The organism is Methanoregula boonei 6A8 (assembly GCF_000017625.1).
GTDB lineage: Archaea > Halobacteriota > Methanomicrobia > Methanomicrobiales > Methanospirillaceae > Methanoregula > Methanoregula boonei.
This window is the reverse complement of record NC_009712.1, coordinates 672,482-693,493: the sequence shown is the minus strand read 5'-3', so window position 1 is coordinate 693,493 and position 21,012 is coordinate 672,482. Positions and strand designations below refer to the sequence as shown.

Below are 21,012 nucleotides of genomic sequence, written 5' to 3'. Positions count from 1 at the left end.
ATTCATACCTTTTTTTGAAACAGCCCGGTGAATGGCTGGCCCGAAAAAAATGGACTCTCATGGATTCCCAAAGTCACCGTACTACTGCCGATGCGTTTGTATCGAAGGGATTGGTCCGCATTGCAAGGGAGAACAGGTACGGGTAATGTTTCTTTAAATGGCGCATGTACATGAGCCAGTCTACGATCAGGAGGCCATAAACCCGGTTGATATCCCCGGAAAGGTGGGCATAATCTGATGCCGGAAGGTCAGTGAGATTCTCGCGCGCCGCCAGTTCCTCGGCAAGGTGGAACACGGCCTGGAGAAGCGGGGTGAAATCTTCGTGTTCGATGATCTGCGGGTTCCCAAAGAGCGAGAGCAGGAAATTCCTGTGCCCGGAAAGGAACTTTTTGAGATCGGGCAGGCTGATGCTTCTGCTATCCAGTACCGGGCGGTGTGCATTCAGAACGGTGATGGCCCGGGAAAAATCTTCATCCGACCATTGGTTCGAGACCAGCAGAACAGATCGGATCTCAGCAACATGCGGATCATGGCCCGAGAAACACCGGAGCAGGCGGGTACCTGCTTCCGAAAAAAAGACGCCCACGATCATATTGAGGTTACGCAGCCGTAACGTCCGTTCACGGTTCTCGATCATCAGGTCAAGGGTTGAAGCCGCAAGGCCCACAAAACAACCGACCCCGGCAAGAATGATACCGATCGTGAGCACCTTGCCGGCAGCAGTCACCGGGTGGATATCCCCAAAACCCACCGTTGAGATGGTCACCACGACAAAATAGAACGCATCGAGCGGGGTACGGTTTTCAAAAATAATCATCCCGGCAATGCCGGCGACCACCACCACCATAAGGATGGTGAGATACAGCTGCAGCCGGAAGGAGATGTTGTCGGTCACATCCGTTCTGTTTTTCTGCCCAGATATAAAAATGAATTCTTCCTGATAACGGATATACCCCCGACCAGATTCGAACTGGTGTCGCCGGATCCAAAGTCCTGCATGATTGACCGCTACACTACGGGGGTGCTCGACGATACCACAAATCGGATATGGATTCGATTTTGGGGATATGTCCCGGTTATATCAATCGCTGTACTCAAAAAAGCATTGATGATCGGGTGAACCTCAACTCATAATGGGAAAAATAATTTCAATTCTTTGATTTTTCAGATTCTGATGCAGGCAGGCGATCAACTGCTCCGGGTCGTGCTTCGCGGGCTTCGACATAGATCCTGTTCAGGATATCTTCTGAAGCGCCTTCCAGCTGGATTTTCAAACCATAATATTTGAGATGCTTATACAAATCCGACAACTTTTCTGTCTGGAAAATCTCATTTTGGGGTATTTTCCAGACAGAGTTGTCAAACTGTACTGAACATATCGGATTCCTCTGCTGGATCTCCCTTGTTATAAGGCCCAGGAAGACCGGCTTTTCTACCGGGACAAATTCTACAACATGGATAACAACAGGTTTTTTTCCCTGTTCGGATTCCTTGCCGGAATAGCCGGTGTCCTCTGCGTTATTTTCCACGGTGGAGTAATTTGCCGCCTTAATACAGGATATCATCCGGTTGATTTCTGCACGTACAGGGTCTTGCCTAATTAATGATCCAAATGAAGCGAGGACCGATCTATCATTTACCTGTGCCATACTGCAATTCTTCCAGAAGATTATTTAGATCTACAGGATTTTCAGATTAAGCCTATATTCAAATTCAAGAGTATATAGAGCTTATTTGAAATGGATATTCGGAAATACACGATTTATTTTTAGCTCTTTTAGAGCCCGTAAAAAGCCGGATGATCTTTCGGATTGTCAAAAAAAGCGCCTGTATTTGTTGGGGTAAAGAAGTGAGCGGGGTTTTGACGACAAAAGTAAAATGGGAAAATTTCGGAAACAAAACGACAACACTGTACCAATTTACGAGATACACGCTTTTCCATTGTACTTCTGCCAATTTGGAAAAATCAGGGAAATCCGGATTTTTTTGGCTTGCGGGTGCGGTATTTCCCGCATAGAGCCCTCTAAAAAACGGGTACCGGGTGCAAGTACTACACAATTCCATTTTCTGGGGGTACTGCCTTTAGGGGAATTCTCGTTTTGGAAAGAGAATGAATTCCGGAACGATAGATCTCAGATCGAATGTCGGAAAAGAGTGGTAGGAAATCGCAGGTAAGGAAATCCCCCACAATAAACGAAAAAAGTGGAAGTTTTTGGAAGGAATTACACAGATTAATTCCATCTCACAACGGCAGGGGATTCCTCATTATTCCCCATAATTCTCGAAAAAAAGTGGAAATCCGAATTTCTTTCTTTATAAAGGAAGATAATGTTCCGAATATTTTGTGCCGCAAAAATATCTGCCAATATGAGCATACTGCTCATGAGATCAGGAAATCCAGAATGCTGAAAACGACTGCCAAAATGTAAACAGATCAGGCCTAAATGGGAAAAAAATCCGTGAAAATTGAGGGTTCACGGAGATCATTTAGTATATAGCATCATAGGGTTTATTAAAGATAGACGCGACAATCTCTGAACCCACAAAGTATCTGCAATAATCAGTTATTTTAAGAAAATAACGCTATTTTAAAGGATTTGTGCAATTTCAAAAAGATATTGAAAACGCATCAGGTCCCCTTTAACGAGTGGGGATACCGCCCATTCACGAGGATTCATTATCGCTCGAAAGCGGGAAAAACTGCTGGTACACCTGGCGACGTTCATCGATATCGGTGTGCAGGTATACCTCTGTTGTCTTGATGGAGGTGTGGCCCAGGTTCTCCTGTACTACCCGGAGGTTCTTGGACCGGCGGTACAGTTCACTTGCATAGCTATGGCGGATCTTATGGGGAGTGATACCGGCCGGGGCATAATGTTTGAAAATATGCTGGATTGCCCTTGGCGAGATATGCTTGCCCTGCTGCCCGATAAAAAGGGGACCTGCAATACGGTTGCCCACAAATTTTTGAATACCGGCAAGGGTCTCATCGTCAACAAAGACAATCCGGATCTTGTCGCCCTTCCCCCGGATCCGAATGGTATGCTCGTCGAAATCGATATCTTCCACATTCATATTGCAGAGTTCGGAGACCCGGACACCCGTGGAATAGATGGTCCTGACAATCAGTTTGTCCCTGGGATCCTCAATCGAATCGATCAGACGGAGCACCTGATTATGCTTGAGATATTTTACCTCCTGCTGCTTGATTCGCGGGCGTTCAATTCCTGCCAACGGATTTGCAACTACTGCCCCCTGAACCGAGAGGAAACGGTAAAAGGAGCTGAGGGTGGAGATGATCCGGTGAAAGGTCTTGGGTTTATACGTGCGCATGGTCGAGACAAACGAGAGAAAATCCGTGATCATGGACGGCGGGACATCAACGCTGGTGTCAAGCCGGGCATTTTCCAGATCTTTCCAGAAGAAGACAAGTTTAGTCACTTCAGTATGCCGGCGGAGCCAGACATAATATCCAAAATGCCGGATGACCTGTTCGTAGCTGTCCAGGGTTCGGGAGGAATAGTTGCGCATACGCAGGTAATTCCGGTAGCTTTTGAGCCAGTCAGAAAAATACCCGCTCCCCATGGTCTAATCTTTTTTATCTCAAATTTATAAAGGTTTGCGCAGAATACCTATTCTGCGAACTCTTCTTTTTCCAAAAGAAAAGCAGTTTCACGACATTTTTGTTGGGCCATTGTGCAATTCAATTCAAACTATTCTCACAGCGTATGACAAGCTGACTGAGATCTGATATATTTGATCGCGAAGGCTAAAACGGCTGTTTTTTCACTTATTCTATAGATTTACCCCTCGAACACACAAAACGGCAAGGAAACCCCCGTTATTGCGATTTACCGTCTGAAAAATCCAATAAATGGAGGAGCTGGGGAAAAATCTCTTAAAATAACCCGGAACTGACAGGTCCCGGAAATTATAATATAAAAGATTCCATTTTCATGCGGAACAATGAAACGGACACGGTTTGGAAAATTCCGGATTTTTCCACATTTGATCGAGAGGGAGTCCCACATCCTTCCATTTTAGCGACATTTTCTTCATTTTTCTTAATCAAAAACGAGCGATTAAAGATACCAAAAGGTTAATTCATTTTTGATAGCATTATTTTATCAAAAGGCTGGATTTATGATAAAAATTGGCTATGTCCGTGTGTCCCGGGATGATCAGAATGCTGATAATCAGATCAAGCTACTCCTTGACGAGAGGCTTTCACGCGAAAACATCTACGTGGATCACATCTCTGGTATTTCCACTATGCAGGACCGCGAGGGATTTTCCAGGATGATTCAGTTTATCAGGGACCATCCAAATGAACCGATTACACTCTATGTATTCGAGATCTCCCGTCTCGGACGATCATTTCTGGATACACTCAATATGGTCCGCAGTCTTGAAGAGTCCGGTACCCGGGTATGGTCCCTTTCTCCTGCTGAATCATGGAGCAGGATTGACGACAAGAAACTCCGGGACCTGATGCTCTCGATCTTTTCGTGGGTAGCAGATCGGGAACGCGAGAACCTGATCGAACGTACCAAGCTGGGGATTGCCCGGGCAAAAGCGGAGGGTGTAGTGCTGGGCAGGCCAAAACGGACGATTCCCTGGAAACGCGTGAGAGAGTTACAAGAAAAAAAGATCCCTCTTGCAGCAATCTCCCGGATTCTGGATATCCCCTATACAACACTGTACCGGCATAATTCAAACAAAGAGAAAAAAGAAAACTCTGATTGAATTCGCACCACTAAACCAGAATTAGGGAATTCTGGAATAAATGGAAAAATTCGGAAAACAGGATAAATGCACTGTCGGAAAAGAGAGGCAATCTTCCAAAAAAATCCGAAATACTTGATTATTGGAGGGGTGACAGTTTCCCTGCCATAATGTAGCTTTTATGGGAAATGTTCCGAGACTCATAAAGAAAGCATACTATAGAATGCGCAAAAAAGGGAGCCTTGAAAAAAGACTGATGCAAAAGGAAGTCTAGCAAATACGCGAAAAGAGGAGTGCATACTTCTAGTTAAAATGGTACCATTTTAAGCTATTCAGCCAAATAAGAGGTCAATCGTTCGAACTTGCGAAAACAAGTAAATGTCTCCGGTTCGAGGAAAGGGATACATTATGCCAAAATACAGATTCCCATTCACTCTACATGAGCGAAAATATCATTTAACAATGTTAGTTTAGGATCTAATCTGTTTTCTTAACATAGCAAGATCTTCGCATTTTAACAGACCTGTGTAAGTGTAAATAGTCAGAATCAGAGGGATTTTGCCGTTAAACACCTGTTTTGCAGCACTATAATATACGCTTTCCCATTTTTCAAATGGTAAATTTGTGATTTTTAAGAGAATCTCTTCAATCGGGTACGTAACTGTACCCCAAGAAAAGAATTTTCAATAATTGTGGAATCAGAGGGTGTTTTTTTATTACTATAAACCATATAATGCTATACACTAAAACGATTGATCTTCACTTAATCGATCTAAAAAAAACGGAACAATGGGAAAAGACAGGGCCGGTAACGGGTAATAGTCCAAATAGAAAGTGCAAAAAATCTGGAGGTTTGAAAATACCGGCTAGAATCCCGGATGACGCAAGTGGATCGGACTACGAAAAATAAACCTGAAAACATTAAGGACAGTATGCTAAAATGAACGAATAGATCAAATACCAAGATCAACCCTACAAAAAACCAAATGATTATGGCAATAAAGGGAATCATTGGTAATGTAGTTATGACCACAGATACACAGTTTCTGAGTACGAAAGAGGTGGCGGTGATCCTTGGTGTCCACCAGAAAACCGTCCATATCTGGCTCCGTACCGGAAGGCTTGCAGGAACAAAAATATCCTATCGTGCCTGGCGGATCTCCCGGGCCGCACTGGATGAGTTTATCGAAAAGAACAGCAATATTCCACAAAAGAAAGGACACTCGGCATCCGACAACGCTGCCAGTCAATCCCGCTCCCAAAGCACAAATGAAAGCATACCCACCCCAACAGATGGCAATATCCCTGAGGCCAAGATGAAACATTATATCCGGGAAATAATGGGGGAAACAAACACTCCCCCAGACAACGTATAGCACCCGGGGCATTTTTCCCATCAATACCGGGTAACAATGACCATGATCCTGTGCCGATAAAATCACAACACTACGAAAACATCCATATCGTTCTCATGTATCCACTCAAGGGGGTCGGCACCCCAATTTTCCGGACAAAGCAGCTTTGAGAAACGTGAAGCAATTTTTTTTAACGTATTTCCAAATCAGGTTCTCCAGACCCGATTGATACCTCCTGTAAATGGATCGGGAGTTATCAGGATATTGAAGAGAGGTTTGATTTATTTAATATGAATATAGAAGCAGCCATTTCGCATTTTAACCCCGATTTATCCACCAATTGTCAGTAGATCCGAAAGTAAACAGCGACGGCATGGGACGGATATGCCAAGGTTTGCTTATGGTCAGATGCAACAACGCGCTCAAACCTAATATCTCGGGCGCGCAAAACACGATCATGAAATATACGGTCATTCTTGACCCGGATGAACGGGGTGGGTATACCGTTACTGTTCACGGGTTGCCCGGGTGCATATCTGAGGGGAAGACAAAGGAGGATGCCCTTGCCAATATTAAGGATGCCATTGGCCTATACGAGGAGATGTTGGACAAAGATCTAAAAAAGAAGTCGCCTAACGCAACGGAAATCGAAATTGAGGTATAAAATCAGTCGATAGTATTGCCTGGCGGGATAATATTCTTCTTGTTATGACCTGCCAGATAGGGTTGTATTTTTGAGAATGATTACAAGAAAAAGAGGCAGGAACCCAAAAAAGGGTACGCGCACTACCCGTGGATGGAAAAATCATCCTGCTACAGTCGTACCCGAGCCAGAATATGGTGCAATTAACCACTTCGGCGGCCCCGAATCAAACATTCGAAGACAACCCAGCACTATTGCTCCAAAAATTCTGGCAGGCAACTCGTATTTTTTAACCTTTTGAACAGGTGATTCGGGTAATCTCATGTTGGCAAGCTGCCACAGGTTGTAAAGACATACTGCCAAGAGCATGTAGAATAATCTGACAACAGGATTCTTCGAGGTTGTTTTTGCTAGGAAATCGTGTTTGGTTACCCTGTAGGTTGTTTCAATACCCCATCTTTTGGAATACTGAGGCGACCCGACTTTGAAAATTTCATCCGCGGTCTTGCAAAGCGCCGTTGCAGCATTAAAATCCTCAATGTTGGTAATAAAAGCACATTTCTTGCCTTCAGTGTCATTAACAACCACAAGATTGGCATATACAAATTTTGAGCGGGTTCCAATTTTATGCCGTTTTATCGCCGGTACATCTTGCTTCCTTATCAGATCTACAATGGGCGGGGTCATTTTTCCGGGAATAACGAACTTGTAGTCATGCTTTTTCAATACTGTAATCACATCAACGGTATAGAATCCCCGGTCAAGTAACACGTGACTAATCTTTACCAGCTTGCTTGCGTCAAGAAGTAACGCACTGACTACGTCGGATATCAAGACATGTTTGCTCACAGCAAGGGTTTTTAATGTATATCTTAACCCCCCTTCAACGATAGTAATGCTCGCATACCTATGTGAATAATTGGTACCTTTTTCCGGTTTTTTCCCAACTACCATCGGATCGGTTTTCTTTCCGTAGTAGGGCACATCAGTACAATCTATTGCTACGGTGACCATTGGAGGTATTGTTCCAGCCCGGATTGCTTGTTGGACTATTCCCTCATTTATACTGTCAAAAACCGGATACAGCTCATCATCGTTGAATTTTTTAATGTGGTAAAGTAATGTATCTCCGTCAGGGCAATTTTTAATGAATGGTTCGAATCCGTAGATCATGCCATCGAGATTGCACTTATGCTTGAAATCTGCCGAGCCACCCTCTGCATAATTTTTATTTATTGCAGTGTGAACTAGGAGTTTCAGGTAGGTATTTTGCGAATATCTGCAATTCGCCTTAATTTTTAAATTTAATCGGCCATCGAGGTATTTTTTAACTAGTGGCATGGTCTTGGCGACCAACTGCCTTGTCGTAGGCTTTCGTTGCCTGCCGCAGTTGACGCCAAATTCTTCCAATGTCGCGTTGCTTTCGACCAGAGGACCACTGCATCCATGAGAGGGCCTGAAGCTGACGATAACCCTGCTCTGCTAAATATCGCATAATAGAACCTTCTACGCAGGGTTATAAAAGAAATGGAAAAAAATGGAAGGCGATGAAAAAATGAAAACGGACAGAGATAGGTGGTTATATATACATTAATTCTCTGAAAAAGATCAAAAATTGATATTTTTCACGTGAATTGTTATCACTAAAAATCCATAACCGCGCGCATTGAGGATTTCATATCATCAATGGGTGGCCCAGTACCACATCGCTCAAAACCGTGCACCAATATTGTTCCAAACAGGGATGCTGTTATGGATGAGATACCTTTCCTGTCTTTCTTAGCGGCAGACAACACCATTGCCAGATACTCCCATAGGTTGTAGAGACAGACGGAGAACAGGAAATAGAAAAGCCGGACAGCGTAATTTTTGGATGTCGTTTTCGGCCGGAATCCCTTTGTCACCCGGTACGCCGTTTCGATCCCCCATCTCATGGCATACAGTTTATTCAATTTCCTCGTGTGCATCCGGTCAAGTTCCATGTTGGTTACATAGGTCATCCGGTCCATGTCCTCATCGAGAACGATGACCATATTTGTTGAAACCTTTTTGCTGCCTTTATAACCTCCAATAGTAATGGGGATAATTTTTGGCGGCTCCTGAGCTCGCATGGACCATATTATTCGCGGAGTCATCACTGCAGGAGTCAGGTAGTTGATCCCCATAGAATCCAACAGTGCAAAAACCTCGGCACTAAAAAATCCCCGGTCCATGCACACTACACCAATCTCGATCCTCTCGTTTGCAAAGGAAATGAGATCCGCAACCACCTCGTGCTTTTTTAAACCGACATACACCGGTATTGCCCTGATGGTCAGGCGGCACTGCTTTTCGATGATGGTCAGAGTAGCATAGCGAAATACTCTGTCAGTACCTCGTTCCGGATTTGCCCCGATCACCATAGGATCGCGCCGGTTTCCGTAATACGGATTATCCGTATAATCGATGGCAACATTTACCGGCCCTTTTAGAAGCCCGCGGCTCTTTGCCATCCGGATGATCTCATCTATTGCTCTCTGAGAGGACTGGCGTAGTTCGGTGATCCCGAATTTTTTCAGGTGATGGAGGAGTGCTTCGCCGGTCGGGCTCGCTACATCAGAACTGAATTTCAGGTCGTTTCCGCTGCCTTCTGCACAGCAATGCTGCGTTGCCGCATACGCGAGGACCTTGAAATAGTCGTATTGTGTGAACCGGCAGTTATGATGGGTTTTGAGTTTGAGATGGGGCATGATGACCGTTTGTGCTAGGGCCATTACGTCACGGGTTAATCTGCTCCGCTTTTCAGCGGTGCCTTTATTATCCTTATATTGGACATTATTCTTATCAGAGTGGATGTCTTTCACGGGGCTTTCCTGCGCTTATGCAGAGGGGTACAGATGGAAACGGGCCATCTCCATTTTCACCATTTATGGTTAATTCACCACAATCACCTATTATCAAGTTATCTATTAATAGATTATGGTGAAAATGGGTAGTGTGGTGAACATGGCAAAGCCATTCATTGTCCAAGTTAAGGACGATAAACAGAGGCGGATTGTAATTGATAAAAAAACCTGGGATGATGAAGGATTAATTAAGGATGATTACGTCGAAGTCACAATAAAAAAAATTAAAACCGGCTAAGATCGTTTTCAAAAATCAAATTTTATTCTTTACGTACTCCCTTGAAAGGTTTTTTTGAAGCTGCCATAAATTTCCCATCTTCGCCTCGTTTAACAAATGTACCCGCAGCAGGATTTTCCGTTTGACTGCGTTTTTTTACTGGGCCTTGCCTATATCCCTTACCCGTGTTAGTTGCCATATAATACACTAACAGAGAATCTCTATAAATACATATCGGCATTTCCTATAATGGAAAAATTATCTTTTATTGGCGGGAGTATGGTTTGCTCCAATTTCCCGATTACATTCGTCACATAGGGGAACACAATTTCTTTTAACATTGTCTGAACCACCACTTGCTGATGATCTTATATGACCGGCATGCCAATGATGGACAGAATCAGGACCTGCATTTCGATAAATTGTCTTCGTACAACCTTTTCTTTTACAGACGCCTACGTTATTATCGCCAAACCATAATTCCCAGCATTTCTGTCTCGCGATTTGTGAAAAAGGGCACATCTTAAATAACCTTCAATGGAGTAAAATCGTTATTTCACAATAAACGTTGCGTTATGTATCTATCGGGATATTTTTGAATAAAAACCACTTTCGGATCTACTGAATTGTCTTATTTTCAACCTGAATAAACCACATACTGCTATATACAAACGGGATCTACGCTATCTACAGGATACGAGAGAGAATCCATATTACCGCAAATCTATCCCATCAGGAAGATCCACATGGAAGATAACAGCCAAGATGTGATCAATAAATACAAGAAATTCAAAAAAGTCGACGGCGCCACATACCGAAAAGTAAACCAGTTTCTGCGCAAACGTACCTATATCACGGCCCGAGAATGGGCGCTGGCCCGGTTGTGCACGGACTTTCGGACGTCCGGAGGGGCTGAAATGACCTTTATCGGGAGACATCTCCCGGAACTGGTCCCCTTCATGGAGGAACAGTACTCTCCCCAGGCTGTGAACCAGGCACGCCATTCATTCAAGAAAAAAGTACGAAAAGCAAGCGCCACCTTTTTCTACGGGGCAATGTGCGGATTCTTTACCACGGACGAACTCGATGACCTCCTCTTTGAGGCAAGCGAAGTTTCACGATTTCTTCTGGAGGTTGAAGGAACGACACTGGATATCGATGAGGAGATTGATATCGAGGACAGGATCACCAGAGTTATGCGAAGCGTCGGGGAAACCGCAAAGACGATCCTCACTCAGAGAACCGAAAATACTCATACTGATGAAGAGGATACCCCCTCAGAAAATCCTAAAGAACCTCATGACAAGGAGACAAGATTTCCTGAAACAAACAAGCCGCCCAACCCAGAAAATTCTCCTGTTCTTCAGCCAGAGGATAACGCAGTCGAATTCCCTACTCGTCCAGATCAGATGGCAAAAACACAGTCACAGTCTCCCCGACAGAATGGACATGAACTCTTCACAACCACTCAGGCTATCCCCTCTTCATACCCTGATGAAAAAAATTCTGATACTCTTTCGATGAACTCCTCCGGGAACACCAACGAGGGTTTACAACCATGAAGATAATTCCGGTTACTGGCCGTTCAAATTCGGGAAAGACCACCTTTATCTGCAAGCTTATTCCCGAACTCAAAATTTATGGAACGGTTGGTGTGATAAAACACCTCGGGGATCATGAATACCGGCTAGAAGAAGGGAAAGATACTACCCTCTTTTTTGAGAACGGTGCAGATCTCACCACAGGAATTGATGCCGGTAAATCGGTCGTAACGTTCCGTTCCAACTCTCTTGATATGATGCTTTATCTGTATAAACAGCAGGACATCGATTTCGCAGTTATTGAAGGATTCAAGAAGTATCCGTTCCCGAAGATTGTTATTGGGGATCTTCAGGATGATACCGGTATCCTGCGAAACCCGACAGTCGATCAGGTAATCGCCTCCCTATCCTCCTTCGAAGATTATTAAAAGACAAAGACCAGATGGATCTTAACGAAAATGGCAGCAGAAAAAATACAGAAACAGTTGTTCGGGACAAATGGCGTGCGGGGGATAGCAGGAACAGAAATTACTCCGGATCTAGCACTTGCCATCGGAAAGGTACTCGGAACAATGAGACCAGGCAGGATCGCTGTCGGCCGGGACACGCGCACTACCGGGCCTGCACTTGCCAATGCATTAAAGGCCGGCCTTCTTGCCACCGGTTGCAGGGTGATAGATTGTGGTGTACTCCCCACACCAGCCCTTCAATATATCATAAAAGAACACTATGACGGAGGAGCAATGATCACTGCCTCCCACAATCCCCCGGAATATAACGGGGTAAAAATTATCGAACCCGACGGAACCGAGATGGGGGATGAAGAAACTGTCAGGCTTGAACATCTGCTCTCAAAGAATTCAACACCAGTTAAACTCTGGAGCGAAGTCGGAACAGAAACAGCAGCACCAAACCTGATTGAAGAATATGTAGAAGCGGTTGTCAGGCATTTCACGGGAAAACCCGGGAGTGGGATGACCGTCATCGTGGATCCCGGATCCGGTCCTGCCTGCCAGACCACCCCTGCAATCCTACAAGCCCTGGGATGCAGGGTTCTTACCATTAATGGTGTTATGGACGGAACCTTCCCCGGGCGCCTGCCGGAACCATCACCGGAAGGTCTTGCAAATCTGGCTGCGCTGGTGAAGGCAAACAATGCTGCCTTTGGTGTTGCCCACGATGGCGATGCCGATCGAGCCGTTTTTGTAGATAACAAAGGAAATTTCGTCGAAGAAAATCACGAATTCGCCCTTATTGCACAATATATATGTAGGAATGCAAAGGGTGCCATCGTTACACCGGTCAGTACATCGCAGCTGGTTGAACAGGTAGCCAATGCCGAAGGATGCACCGTTCAGTACACCCCTGTGGGTAGCATTTACGTTGCCCGAAAGATGCGGGAGCTCATTGATTCCGGGATTTCCGTTGTTTTCGGTGGGGAAGGCAATGGTGGACTAATCTTTCCCGATCACCAGTTCTGCCGGGACGGGGGGATGACTGCAGCTTCCATGGTTTTTCTTCTTTCCCTATCGAATCAGAATCTTTCCACACTCATTGAACATCTGCCAAAACGGCAGATGATAAAGGAAAAGTTGGCAACCCCACATGGGGTAGAGCTTATCAAAAGGCTCGGGGAGCAGTACTCAGGGGAATCTATAGATTATACTGACGGTCTCAAGATCAATAGGCCTGATTCTTGGGTATTGATCCGGGCTTCGGGCACAGAGCCACTTGTCCGCATCATGGTTGATGCCGATGAAAGTGCAACAGCTATTGCCCTGCTTGCAGAAATTAAAAAATCTGTACTGGAAAATCTTGAAGTATTATCTCATACTCATTAACACAGACTATATCCAATGAAATGCTTTTTTCCGTTAGCTTTACATAAAGGTTTTGAAAAATTCAGTTTTCTTAAAATGGGAAAATCCAAACAAATATCAATTTAAAACAATTTTTTTCGAATAAAAAAAGGGGAAAATCAAAAACAGACGCAAAATGAGATTTTTTTAAAACAAAAAATTATATATATTATTTAAGTCAATGTCACATTAACTCACAAGTATCCATTATATCAGTGTCACATAATGTTGTTATCCGGCCTGGTTACTGAACGAATTCGTCAAAGGCTTGCCTCCAAAGACTGGGAGGGCATTGATACTCTTGTTTCCGATTCGGCACATTTTAAAGAGAGGAAAGCCCGGGCGTTGATGTATCAGGCACTGAATGCAACCATCCTTGATTATGCCTTTCAGCACAATTCCCCGGAGGTGCTAGTTGCAATCAGGACGATTCCACCAGATGGAGCTGAGGAGTTCTTCTCGCGGCTTGTAAAACAATATACGAAATCGGGGAATAGAGGATGGCTCGACGGCATTTTTATTCTTGCGGAAAAACTGGGGAAAAAAAGTCTGAAATCGAAAATAATAGCCGGCATTGTTCAAAACCTCATTTCAGCAGGTATTGAAGAGGCTAATCCCCTATTTATTGAAACCGGTATTGCAAGCCTCAATAAAATCTCATTTAGAAAATACCGGTCAGAATGTACAACCGAAGCTGCATCCAGACTCACCAGATGGGCCCTCCAGAAGGGGAACAATACCCTGCTCTGTGAAATCTATGATCTTACCAATGAGGTCACCGATATTTCAAAACGAGCAGCACTTCATGCAGAAATAACGGAGGCTCTTGCAACAAATGCCGTGAAAACGGAAGATTTGAACCTTCTTCTGAAGAGCTTACACTTAACTGCCCAGATACACCAGAAGATTCGAAGACGGGCATGCATGGATCATATCATAGGTCTGGGAATGCGATCTTCGCTGGTAAAAGATCTTACCGATGTCCGCCTCCTTATTCCCCGATTTGAGGATCTTTTACCTGAAATTCAGGGTGAGCTGATTGATTCCCTGACTGAACAATTCCTGGAGCGGATAAAAAATAAAAGTCAAATTCTGGAAAATCTTCTTTTTCTCAGAGCAAAATTCCCTTTTATCCAGGAAAATCTCGTTCAAAATCTTCTTATTAAGGCGGAGCGTTCCGGTGATTCATGGTACCTGACTACTGCAATAGGATTTATCCAAGAATTCCAATCGGAAGAAAAGGTTCCGGTACGAGAGATCATCCGGGCGGGCATAGGTATTGCGCGGCGTACCCGCTCAACCTCAATTATCGGACAGCTGATTCCATTTGCCAATGAATCCTGCAGCCATAGCGAGCTAACGGAAATCTATCTGCAATTTGTAAGCGTTATGCTCGAACTGGAAGCTTTTGAGCAAGCTGCCGCACTGTTTTCACAGATCACTCCGGATCATGAGAGGATGCCCCAGTATACATTCTGCCTTGCCCACATGCTCAAAATGGGAATAACACTGGAATTGGGTTCCGCCCAGTTCCGTGAAATCCTGGAAAACAGTACTCCCGATAACGTCTCTCTTGCTGTTTCCCTTGCAATGCGCGAGATGGGACAAAATACCTCGTTTGAGGAGATTGCAAAACACGGTGATTCCTTAAAGCGGCTCCTTGATCTCAATGACAGAACAGATTCTGTGATCACTGATTTTATCATGACTCTGACATCCAGAGGCTTCCTTGATTCGTTTGATGCATTATTTCTCGTGGATCTCGCAAAAAGGATCCGGACTACGTCTGCCCGTGAAGAAGCAATGTCAACAGTGGTCATGAAACTGGCAGAAATCGGAGTGAGAACCAAAAACCGCGATATTCTCCAGCAGGCCGTTGGCATCACTTGCATGATAGAAGGGGAAAATATCCGGTCATCGACACTGAGCAGTATTATTGACGATGCAGCCCTTCTTGCAGCAACACAAGGAGATCTTGATCTTCTCTTACGAATGAGGATCTGGAGTTCCGCATTTTTGGACAGCAGCATCGTCACATACGCGATAAAAAATATCGTTGACGGAGTAATAAAATATGCTCTCAGCAAACGGGACCCCGATGCCCTCGAAGAAGCATATCGTATTGCGCAGGATATTGAGGACCCGGCATTAAGGATACAAATAAGCGAGCGGATTGCAGAATCATTTGTCAGAATTGGGTGCATCCGCATACAGAACGCCACCGAGGGGCAGAAAAACCATGCAGATCACGATGCTCTGTTACATCCCTTCAGGAAAAGTCTGCAGCTTTTGAAAGCCGAAGTGAAAAAACCCCGTATATCACTAAAAATTGCAGGGATGATCGATATCATCCTCTCCTTTTCGAAAAAAAGTACCGATCGGGACTTTGTCCTTCCCTTAGCTTTGTATGCCCTCGAGATTGACGATCCCTTAGAGCGCAATGCCATGATGCTGCGGATAATTGCCAAACTGGGAGAAGATATCGTGTATCCGGATTCGGCAGATCCCTACGAAATACTGGCATATATTCTCCAGAATCGGTACAACGTGCGATCAACCCCTGCAATCATTATCCTGATACACCACCTTCTCGATCTCATTCAAAACCCCTTTATCCGTTTGAAAGGACTGTGTGCACTTGCCGAATCAACTCTTATAATACACGATGAGCAGGGGTGCCAAAGAATGCTCTCCGAGGTAACCGACGGCGTAAGCAGTCTTCCCACGGAGCATGAGAAGATCCTGATACTCGCAGAACTGACTGTCGGGTACCATGATATTGATCCGGAGATGGCGCAAAAATGTCTACAGGAAGGATTAGATCGCCTGCACAATGTGGAACCTGACCAAAGTACCCTCGTCCACAGGAAGATGGTAGCAGCAATAGTCCGGGCAGGCGATCTCCTTCCGGAGAAGACCCGCTTGAGTCTGATTCTGGAAATTATTGCCGATATCTCAGATCCCATAGAGTATGTAACTGCACTCATTTCCGCCTACACCCTTGATGGAGAGGATCAGGGAAGAAGTACATTGCGTCATATTTCAGAATCACTTGAAAAAATCGATTCACCCTATAATCAGGCACTGCTCACTCTCAAACTGATACCGCTTGCTGTAAGGAAAGGGGAGATCGCATTTGCACTTGATCTTCTTAACCGCGCAGAACAATTGTCAGAAACGATAAATGTTCAGCATGTAGCCGATTCCATCCGTGACGAAGTTGCACGTATCCTGGAAGATCTCTTCCGAATGCAGGGAGATGAACGATATCTGAAAAAATCTGCAGAGATCCTTGCATTGATAGAAGATGATCAGCTTCGGCAGGATAGCCTGGCCCGGATTGGATGCGAAGATACAACGGAAAAGAATCTGCCCTCTACAAAGATCATGGCAACTATGACCCGGCTTATTGACACCGGTGCCCCGCCGGGCCAGATTGCATCACTCGAACAGACAGTTCATGCAGTTCCTGATCGAGGGAAACGGGCCCTTATATACTGCCGTCTCTCCATTCTCTTCCGTGAAAACGGTGAGATTAAAACAGCGAGACGAATGTTGCAGAACGCGATAAATGAGTCGGAGATCATCAGGCCACTCTCAAAAAGAGCATATATACGATGCGACATGGCAATAAAAATGTTCACTGCGGGATACGAGAGTGTTGCGCAGGATATTCTCGACCAGGCAATTGATGCCGCCACAAATATCCGGCAATCGATCTTAAGAGACGAAGTCTTCAATGAGCTGGGAATGGCCATACGAATACTCCAGGGAGGTGAACCGGAATGAAAACCGTAGAGATTCTCATTACGGGCCGGGTGCAGAAAGTGGGGTTTCGCGCCTGTGCCAGAAAGATTGCCAGCGATCTGAACGTAACCGGTACTGTCATGAATCTTTCCGATGGAAAAGTTCAGATATTTGCTACAGCAGAGCCGATCATTCTGGAAAAATTCATCTCAATGCTCTATAGTTGTCCACGGGCGGTGATACGGGATATGCATACTACAGATATTCCGATCAGGACCTACACCGAGTTCTCCATTATCAAGATCAGCGGGCCGGTCAGTACAGTATTGTGAGATCTTCCTTGTTCGAAAGAGCCTGCAGGAAATTATGTACCTGGCAATCCAGTTTTTGATTATCAATGGATTTCCGAAACGAAGACATTAAATTCTGAATCAGGTTGTCCGAAAGTATACACCGGTTTGATGTTATCTCAAAATCCCCGACATTCAATGAATCCCGGGCAATGCTCCATATAACCCCGTCAATCATCTGGGCTTTAAATGAGGCCATAAGATCCTGAACAAGAGCTCCCGATCCCTCATAAAGGATCCCGAGATCAGGATCGAGGCGGGCTCCGATAACGGGGACACAACAGTTCCCAAAAAGCATGGCATAGCCAAAAGAGAGCATAGCGTTGATGGGATCGCACTGCGGCCTGACTGTGCGTCTCCGGAAATCGAACTCACGGGGAATATCACGCGAAAGAATCTCGTAATACATATTTGCAGTCAGATCGGAAAGACGCCGGATCTCGTCCAGTTTGACCATATATTCGAGATTATGAAGTGCATTGTGAAGTATTTGCAGCTCTCCCTCATAGAAAAGGGATGACCCCTGCTGATCCTGAATGTGTTCAATTGCAATCAAACGGGACTTAAGAGCGGCTTGGGCGAGTGCTGTAGCATAACGATCCCTGGGGGCCCCTTCCTGAAGGGCCCGGATGGTGGTATCGCAGGTACTCCCCCAGGGTTTTAGGATTCCCAAGGGGGAGCCATCCGGCTCAAAAAAGGAGATGTACGATCCATTTCTGAGCAGGTGAGAGAAAGTGGTAGAATTAAGGTGATGCCCACCAACAATGAGGAGATTTTGTATCTCTTCAAGCGGGTACTCCTCGACCTTTCCTTTGGCAAGGATACTAAGTTTTTTTTGTGTGGACTTGATATGAGCGCCAAACCCATACACTGCCACCCAGGGAATCGCTCGTGTCATAGAAGCCCGCAGGAAAGCGCTTGGTGTAATTTACATAGTGCCCTTTTCCTCCTGATTAAGGCATCGTTTTGGTCAAATGGCGCCATAAAGAGGGCATGACCAAGAAAATCCGGCTGTGGTGCAAGCAAGGGGAGAATGAAGTATAAAGAATATAACGTTGCATACATACAGTGTCATGCAATAGCATAACAGGTGCTACGGATGTTCTGGGATAAAAAAATGGAAACTCTGAAACCCGCAGATCTCAAGGCGCTCCAGTTTAAACGGCTGAAAAAAACCCTTCGCGCTGTACAGCATGTGGATTTTTACCGGCAACAGTTTGAAAAGGCCGGGGTTTCTGCTACGGATATCAAAACCCTTGAAGACATCCCGAAGTTGCCTTTCACCAGAAAACAGGATCTCCGTGACGGGTATCCCTTTGGATTTTTTGCAGTTCCCATGCAAAAGATTGTTCGGATCCACACAACTTCAGGTACCACCGGCAAACCTACCGTTGTCGGTTATACCCGCACGGATCTGGAGACGTGGGCCAGCCTCATCGCACGGAATATGACCATGATCGGTATCGGGAAGAATGATGTTTTCCAGAACATGGTCAATTATGGAATGTTTACCGGTGGGCTGGGGTTCCATTACGGTGCAGAACTCATAGGAATGACGGTGATCCCCAGCGCTACCGGAAATACCCGACGCCAGATAGAGATGATCCGTGATTTCGGTGTGACTGCCATCCACTGCACCCCCAGTTATGCCATGCATCTGTCAGAAGTCGCGGAGGAGATGGGTGAACCTCTGGAAAGCCTGAAAACCGGCATTTTTGGTGCCGAACCCTGGTCAGATACCATGCGCCATACTCTCGAAGACCGTCTGGGTGTCACGGCATTTGATTCGTACGGTATGAGCGAGCTCTTCGGACCGGGAGTTGCTTTCGAGTGCCCCGAACGGGATGGACTGCACATCTGGCACGACAGTTATCTGGTAGAGATCATCGATCCGGTCAGTGGGGAAAATCTCTCTGATGGGGAACGGGGAGAACTGGTGGTGACGCCGCTTGTCAAGGAGGCGATGCCACTCATCCGTTACCGGACTGGTGATGTCACCATGCTCATGGAAGACGGATGCCTCTGCAGGCGGGGAAAAAAGATCGCCCGGTTAACCGGCAGGAGCGACGATATGCTCATTATCCGCGGCATCAATGTGTTCCCCTCCCAGATTGAACATGTACTTCTCAGGATCCCGGAGGTAGGCAATCAGTTTATGGTATATATCGACAGAATCAATCATCTGGACGAGATGACCGTGGAAGTCGAGATCAATCGCAGCCATTTTTCCGGGGAACTTGCGGATCTTGCCAAGATCCAAAAAAAGGTAGTAAAAGAACTGCACGACACACTTGAACTGCGGACTACAGTAAAACTGGTAGAACCCGGCTCCCTGCCACGATTTGAGGGAAAAGCCAAGCGGGTCATCGACCGCAGAGGTGAGATCTGATGCAGTATTGGGATCCCCGAATAGAAGAGATGCCCGTTGAGGATCTCCGGAAAACCCAGTATAAACTGTTAAAAAGTCTTGTCTACCGGCTCTATAGTTTTTCGTCTTTTTACCATGACCGTATGAAGGAGCAGAAGGTCCACCCGGATGATATCAAGAAATTATCTGATATCAGGAAACTGCCCTTCATGTTCAAGCGCGATCTCAGGGACAATTATCCTAACCGGATCTTCACTGCTTCGCAGGAAGAACTGGTACGGTATCATGTCTCTTCAGGCACTACGGGGAAGCCGACAGTAGTCGGTTATACACAGCGGGATCTTGACCTCTGGACCACCTCACTTGCCCGGGGACTCACTTCCGTTGGTCTTCGCAGAGGGGATGTCATTCAGGTAAGCTATGGTTATGGCCTGTTTACCGGGGGACTTGGGATGCATTACGGGGCAGAGAGGATCGGTGCAACCGTGCTCCCCACCAGTGTCGGGAATACCGAACGCCAGCTCGAACTGATGCAGGATCTCGATGTCACGGCAATTGCCTGCACTCCCTCATATCTCCTCCACATCGGCGAAGTTGCAGAAAAGATGGGAATCGATATTAAAAAGGACACCCGGCTCAGGACCGGCATTCTTGGAGCGGAGCCCTGGACCGAAAATATGCGGGCCAGAATCGAAAACTGGCTGGGGATCAAGGCATATGACATATACGGGACAAGCGAACTCTCCGGCCCCATGTTTACAGAATGTTCTGAGCAGAACGGGTTCCATATCTGGTCCGATATCGCTTATGTGGAAATCGTTGATCCCAAAACCGGTGAACCTTTGGATACAGGCGAAAAGGGTGAACTGACGATCACGATGCTCCAGAAAGAGGCGCTCCCGATGATCCGATACCGGATCGGAGATGTCTCCTCGATCGAGGATGAAGTGTGCCCCTGCGGCAGAACAAGCCCAAGGATAAAACGGATCCAAGGAAGGGTGGATGATATGTTGATCATCCGCGGCATCAACGTCTTCCCATCACAGGTTGAGTATACGTTGATGTCGATTCCCGAGATAGGAGAGCACTTCCAGATCGTAGTCGAGCGCTCGGGTGCACTTGATGATATGCTGGTCAGGGTGGAGCTGACCAAAGAGTCCTTCAGCGACAAGATCAACGATCTCATGAGGATCCGGCAGAATGTAGAACACCGGCTCAGAAACACACTGAATGTCGCTGTGGATGTCGAACTTGTGGAGCCGGGATCCCTTCCGAGGTTTGAAGGGAAGTCAAAAAAAGTGATTGACAAGAGGGTGTTGTAA

Annotated in this window: 18 protein-coding genes and 1 tRNA gene; 11 read left to right on the top strand and 8 right to left on the bottom strand. The window is 45.7% G+C overall.

Annotated elements, in window-relative coordinates:
• Window positions 1-73: 73 nt before the first annotated feature.
• The 4 genes from MBOO_RS03760 to xerA all read right to left on the bottom strand — a co-directional run bounded on the left by MBOO_RS03760 (window position 74) and on the right by xerA (window position 3,585).
• Entirely contained in the window at window positions 74-895 is an 822-nt protein-coding gene (locus MBOO_RS03760; RefSeq protein WP_012106266.1) for a potassium channel family protein, read from the bottom strand.
• Window positions 896-950: 55 nt separating this feature from the next.
• Window positions 951-1,023 (bottom strand) — tRNA-Gln (locus MBOO_RS03755).
• A 125-nt stretch (window positions 1,024-1,148) separates the two neighbouring features.
• Window positions 1,149-1,649: a hypothetical protein gene (locus tag MBOO_RS03750; protein WP_012106265.1), complete on the bottom strand. Its 501-nt coding sequence runs from the start codon at window positions 1,647-1,649 to the stop codon at window positions 1,149-1,151.
• A 1,015-nt stretch (window positions 1,650-2,664) separates the two neighbouring features.
• Window positions 2,665-3,585, bottom strand: coding sequence for a site-specific tyrosine recombinase/integron integrase (gene xerA, locus MBOO_RS03740; RefSeq protein ID WP_012106263.1), 921 nt, complete (start codon window positions 3,583-3,585; stop codon window positions 2,665-2,667).
• Between the two features lie 558 nt (window positions 3,586-4,143).
• Here xerA and MBOO_RS03735 point away from each other — a divergent pair.
• The 3 genes from MBOO_RS03735 to MBOO_RS03725 all read left to right on the top strand — a co-directional run bounded on the left by MBOO_RS03735 (window position 4,144) and on the right by MBOO_RS03725 (window position 6,744).
• A complete protein-coding gene (locus MBOO_RS03735) occupies window positions 4,144-4,746 on the top strand; it encodes a recombinase family protein (protein WP_012106262.1) in 603 nt (200 codons plus the stop codon).
• 971 nt (window positions 4,747-5,717) lie between these two features.
• Window positions 5,718-6,101 (top strand): helix-turn-helix domain-containing protein, encoded by a 384-nt coding sequence (locus tag MBOO_RS03730; protein ID WP_198324445.1) that lies wholly within the window; start codon window positions 5,718-5,720, stop codon window positions 6,099-6,101.
• A 436-nt stretch (window positions 6,102-6,537) separates the two neighbouring features.
• Window positions 6,538-6,744: a type II toxin-antitoxin system HicB family antitoxin gene (locus MBOO_RS03725; RefSeq protein WP_048068583.1), complete on the top strand. Its 207-nt coding sequence runs from the start codon at window positions 6,538-6,540 to the stop codon at window positions 6,742-6,744.
• Between the two features lie 141 nt (window positions 6,745-6,885).
• Here the strand turns inward: MBOO_RS03725 and MBOO_RS03720 are convergent, their stop codons facing one another.
• Window positions 6,886-8,064: a transposase gene (locus MBOO_RS03720; RefSeq protein WP_157677585.1), complete on the bottom strand. Its 1,179-nt coding sequence runs from the start codon at window positions 8,062-8,064 to the stop codon at window positions 6,886-6,888.
• A gap of 302 nt (window positions 8,065-8,366) precedes the next feature.
• Window positions 8,367-9,476, bottom strand: coding sequence for a transposase (locus MBOO_RS03715; RefSeq protein ID WP_012106258.1), 1,110 nt, complete (start codon window positions 9,474-9,476; stop codon window positions 8,367-8,369).
• Window positions 9,477-9,708: 232 nt separating this feature from the next.
• On the opposite strand from MBOO_RS03715, the gene MBOO_RS13780 reads away from it, so the two are divergent.
• A complete protein-coding gene (locus MBOO_RS13780) occupies window positions 9,709-9,846 on the top strand; it encodes a hypothetical protein (protein ID WP_157677584.1) in 138 nt (45 codons plus the stop codon).
• 22 nt (window positions 9,847-9,868) lie between these two features.
• On the opposite strand, the gene MBOO_RS14045 is transcribed toward MBOO_RS13780, so the two are convergent.
• Window positions 9,869-10,024 (bottom strand): hypothetical protein, encoded by a 156-nt coding sequence (locus MBOO_RS14045; protein ID WP_198324444.1) that lies wholly within the window; start codon window positions 10,022-10,024, stop codon window positions 9,869-9,871.
• Window positions 10,025-10,571: 547 nt separating this feature from the next.
• Here MBOO_RS14045 and MBOO_RS14125 point away from each other — a divergent pair.
• The 5 genes from MBOO_RS14125 (at window position 10,572) to MBOO_RS03690 (ending at window position 17,304) form a co-directional block, all read left to right on the top strand.
• Complete coding sequence (locus MBOO_RS14125; protein ID WP_012106257.1) at window positions 10,572-11,387, top strand: DUF5806 family protein; 816 nt, start codon at window positions 10,572-10,574, stop codon at window positions 11,385-11,387.
• Window positions 11,384-11,794, top strand: coding sequence for a molybdopterin-guanine dinucleotide biosynthesis protein B (gene mobB, locus MBOO_RS03705; protein ID WP_012106256.1), 411 nt, complete (start codon window positions 11,384-11,386; stop codon window positions 11,792-11,794). Before MBOO_RS14125 ends, mobB begins: the two co-directional genes overlap by 4 nt.
• 30 nt (window positions 11,795-11,824) lie before the next feature.
• Window positions 11,825-13,207, top strand: coding sequence for a phosphoglucosamine mutase (gene glmM / locus MBOO_RS03700; protein ID WP_012106255.1), 1,383 nt, complete (start codon window positions 11,825-11,827; stop codon window positions 13,205-13,207).
• Window positions 13,208-13,450: 243 nt separating this feature from the next.
• Window positions 13,451-17,014 carry a hypothetical protein gene (locus MBOO_RS03695; RefSeq protein WP_012106254.1) on the top strand — a complete coding sequence of 1,188 codons (3,564 nt, stop codon included), beginning with the start codon at window positions 13,451-13,453 and terminating at the stop codon, window positions 17,012-17,014.
• Window positions 17,011-17,304 (top strand): acylphosphatase, encoded by a 294-nt coding sequence (locus tag MBOO_RS03690; RefSeq protein WP_012106253.1) that lies wholly within the window; start codon window positions 17,011-17,013, stop codon window positions 17,302-17,304. Before MBOO_RS03695 ends, MBOO_RS03690 begins: the two co-directional genes overlap by 4 nt.
• On the opposite strand, the gene cas1 is transcribed toward MBOO_RS03690, so the two are convergent.
• Window positions 17,288-18,220, bottom strand: coding sequence for a CRISPR-associated endonuclease Cas1 (gene cas1 / locus MBOO_RS03685; protein WP_012106251.1), 933 nt, complete (start codon window positions 18,218-18,220; stop codon window positions 17,288-17,290). The two genes, MBOO_RS03690 and cas1, sit on opposite strands and share 17 nt — an antisense overlap.
• 201 nt (window positions 18,221-18,421) lie before the next feature.
• Between cas1 and MBOO_RS03680 the strand changes: the two genes are divergently transcribed.
• Both MBOO_RS03680 and MBOO_RS03675 read left to right on the top strand, forming a co-directional pair.
• Window positions 18,422-19,711 carry a phenylacetate--CoA ligase family protein gene (locus MBOO_RS03680; RefSeq protein WP_048068253.1) on the top strand — a complete coding sequence of 430 codons (1,290 nt, stop codon included), beginning with the start codon at window positions 18,422-18,424 and terminating at the stop codon, window positions 19,709-19,711.
• A complete protein-coding gene (locus MBOO_RS03675; RefSeq protein WP_012106249.1) occupies window positions 19,711-21,012 on the top strand; it encodes a phenylacetate--CoA ligase family protein in 1,302 nt (433 codons plus the stop codon). Before MBOO_RS03680 ends, MBOO_RS03675 begins: the two co-directional genes overlap by 1 nt.

Bases quoted from the DNA above. Each gene is read 5' to 3' on its own strand.
- MBOO_RS03695 (WP_012106254.1), top strand. From the start codon at position 13,451: ATGTTGTTATCCGGCCTGGTTACTGAACGAATTCGTCAAAGGCTTGCC.
- xerA (WP_012106263.1), bottom strand. From the start codon at position 3,585: ATGGGGAGCGGGTATTTTTCTGACTGGCTCAAAAGCTACCGGAATTAC.
- MBOO_RS03675 (WP_012106249.1), top strand. From the start codon at position 19,711: ATGCAGTATTGGGATCCCCGAATAGAAGAGATGCCCGTTGAGGATCTC.
- MBOO_RS03720 (WP_157677585.1), bottom strand. From the start codon at position 8,064: ATGCCACTAGTTAAAAAATACCTCGATGGCCGATTAAATTTAAAAATT.
- MBOO_RS13780 (WP_157677584.1), top strand. From the start codon at position 9,709: ATGGCAAAGCCATTCATTGTCCAAGTTAAGGACGATAAACAGAGGCGG.
- mobB (WP_012106256.1), top strand. From the start codon at position 11,384: ATGAAGATAATTCCGGTTACTGGCCGTTCAAATTCGGGAAAGACCACC.
- glmM (WP_012106255.1), top strand. From the start codon at position 11,825: ATGGCAGCAGAAAAAATACAGAAACAGTTGTTCGGGACAAATGGCGTG.
- MBOO_RS14045 (WP_198324444.1), bottom strand. From the start codon at position 10,024: ATGGCAACTAACACGGGTAAGGGATATAGGCAAGGCCCAGTAAAAAAA.
- MBOO_RS14125 (WP_012106257.1), top strand. From the start codon at position 10,572: ATGGAAGATAACAGCCAAGATGTGATCAATAAATACAAGAAATTCAAA.
- MBOO_RS03715 (WP_012106258.1), bottom strand. From the start codon at position 9,476: ATGGCCCTAGCACAAACGGTCATCATGCCCCATCTCAAACTCAAAACC.
- MBOO_RS03725 (WP_048068583.1), top strand. From the start codon at position 6,538: ATGAAATATACGGTCATTCTTGACCCGGATGAACGGGGTGGGTATACC.
- MBOO_RS03735 (WP_012106262.1), top strand. From the start codon at position 4,144: ATGATAAAAATTGGCTATGTCCGTGTGTCCCGGGATGATCAGAATGCT.
- cas1 (WP_012106251.1), bottom strand. From the start codon at position 18,220: ATGACACGAGCGATTCCCTGGGTGGCAGTGTATGGGTTTGGCGCTCAT.
- MBOO_RS03690 (WP_012106253.1), top strand. From the start codon at position 17,011: ATGAAAACCGTAGAGATTCTCATTACGGGCCGGGTGCAGAAAGTGGGG.
- MBOO_RS03750 (WP_012106265.1), bottom strand. From the start codon at position 1,649: ATGGCACAGGTAAATGATAGATCGGTCCTCGCTTCATTTGGATCATTA.
- MBOO_RS03730 (WP_198324445.1), top strand. From the start codon at position 5,718: ATGGCAATAAAGGGAATCATTGGTAATGTAGTTATGACCACAGATACA.
- MBOO_RS03680 (WP_048068253.1), top strand. From the start codon at position 18,422: ATGTTCTGGGATAAAAAAATGGAAACTCTGAAACCCGCAGATCTCAAG.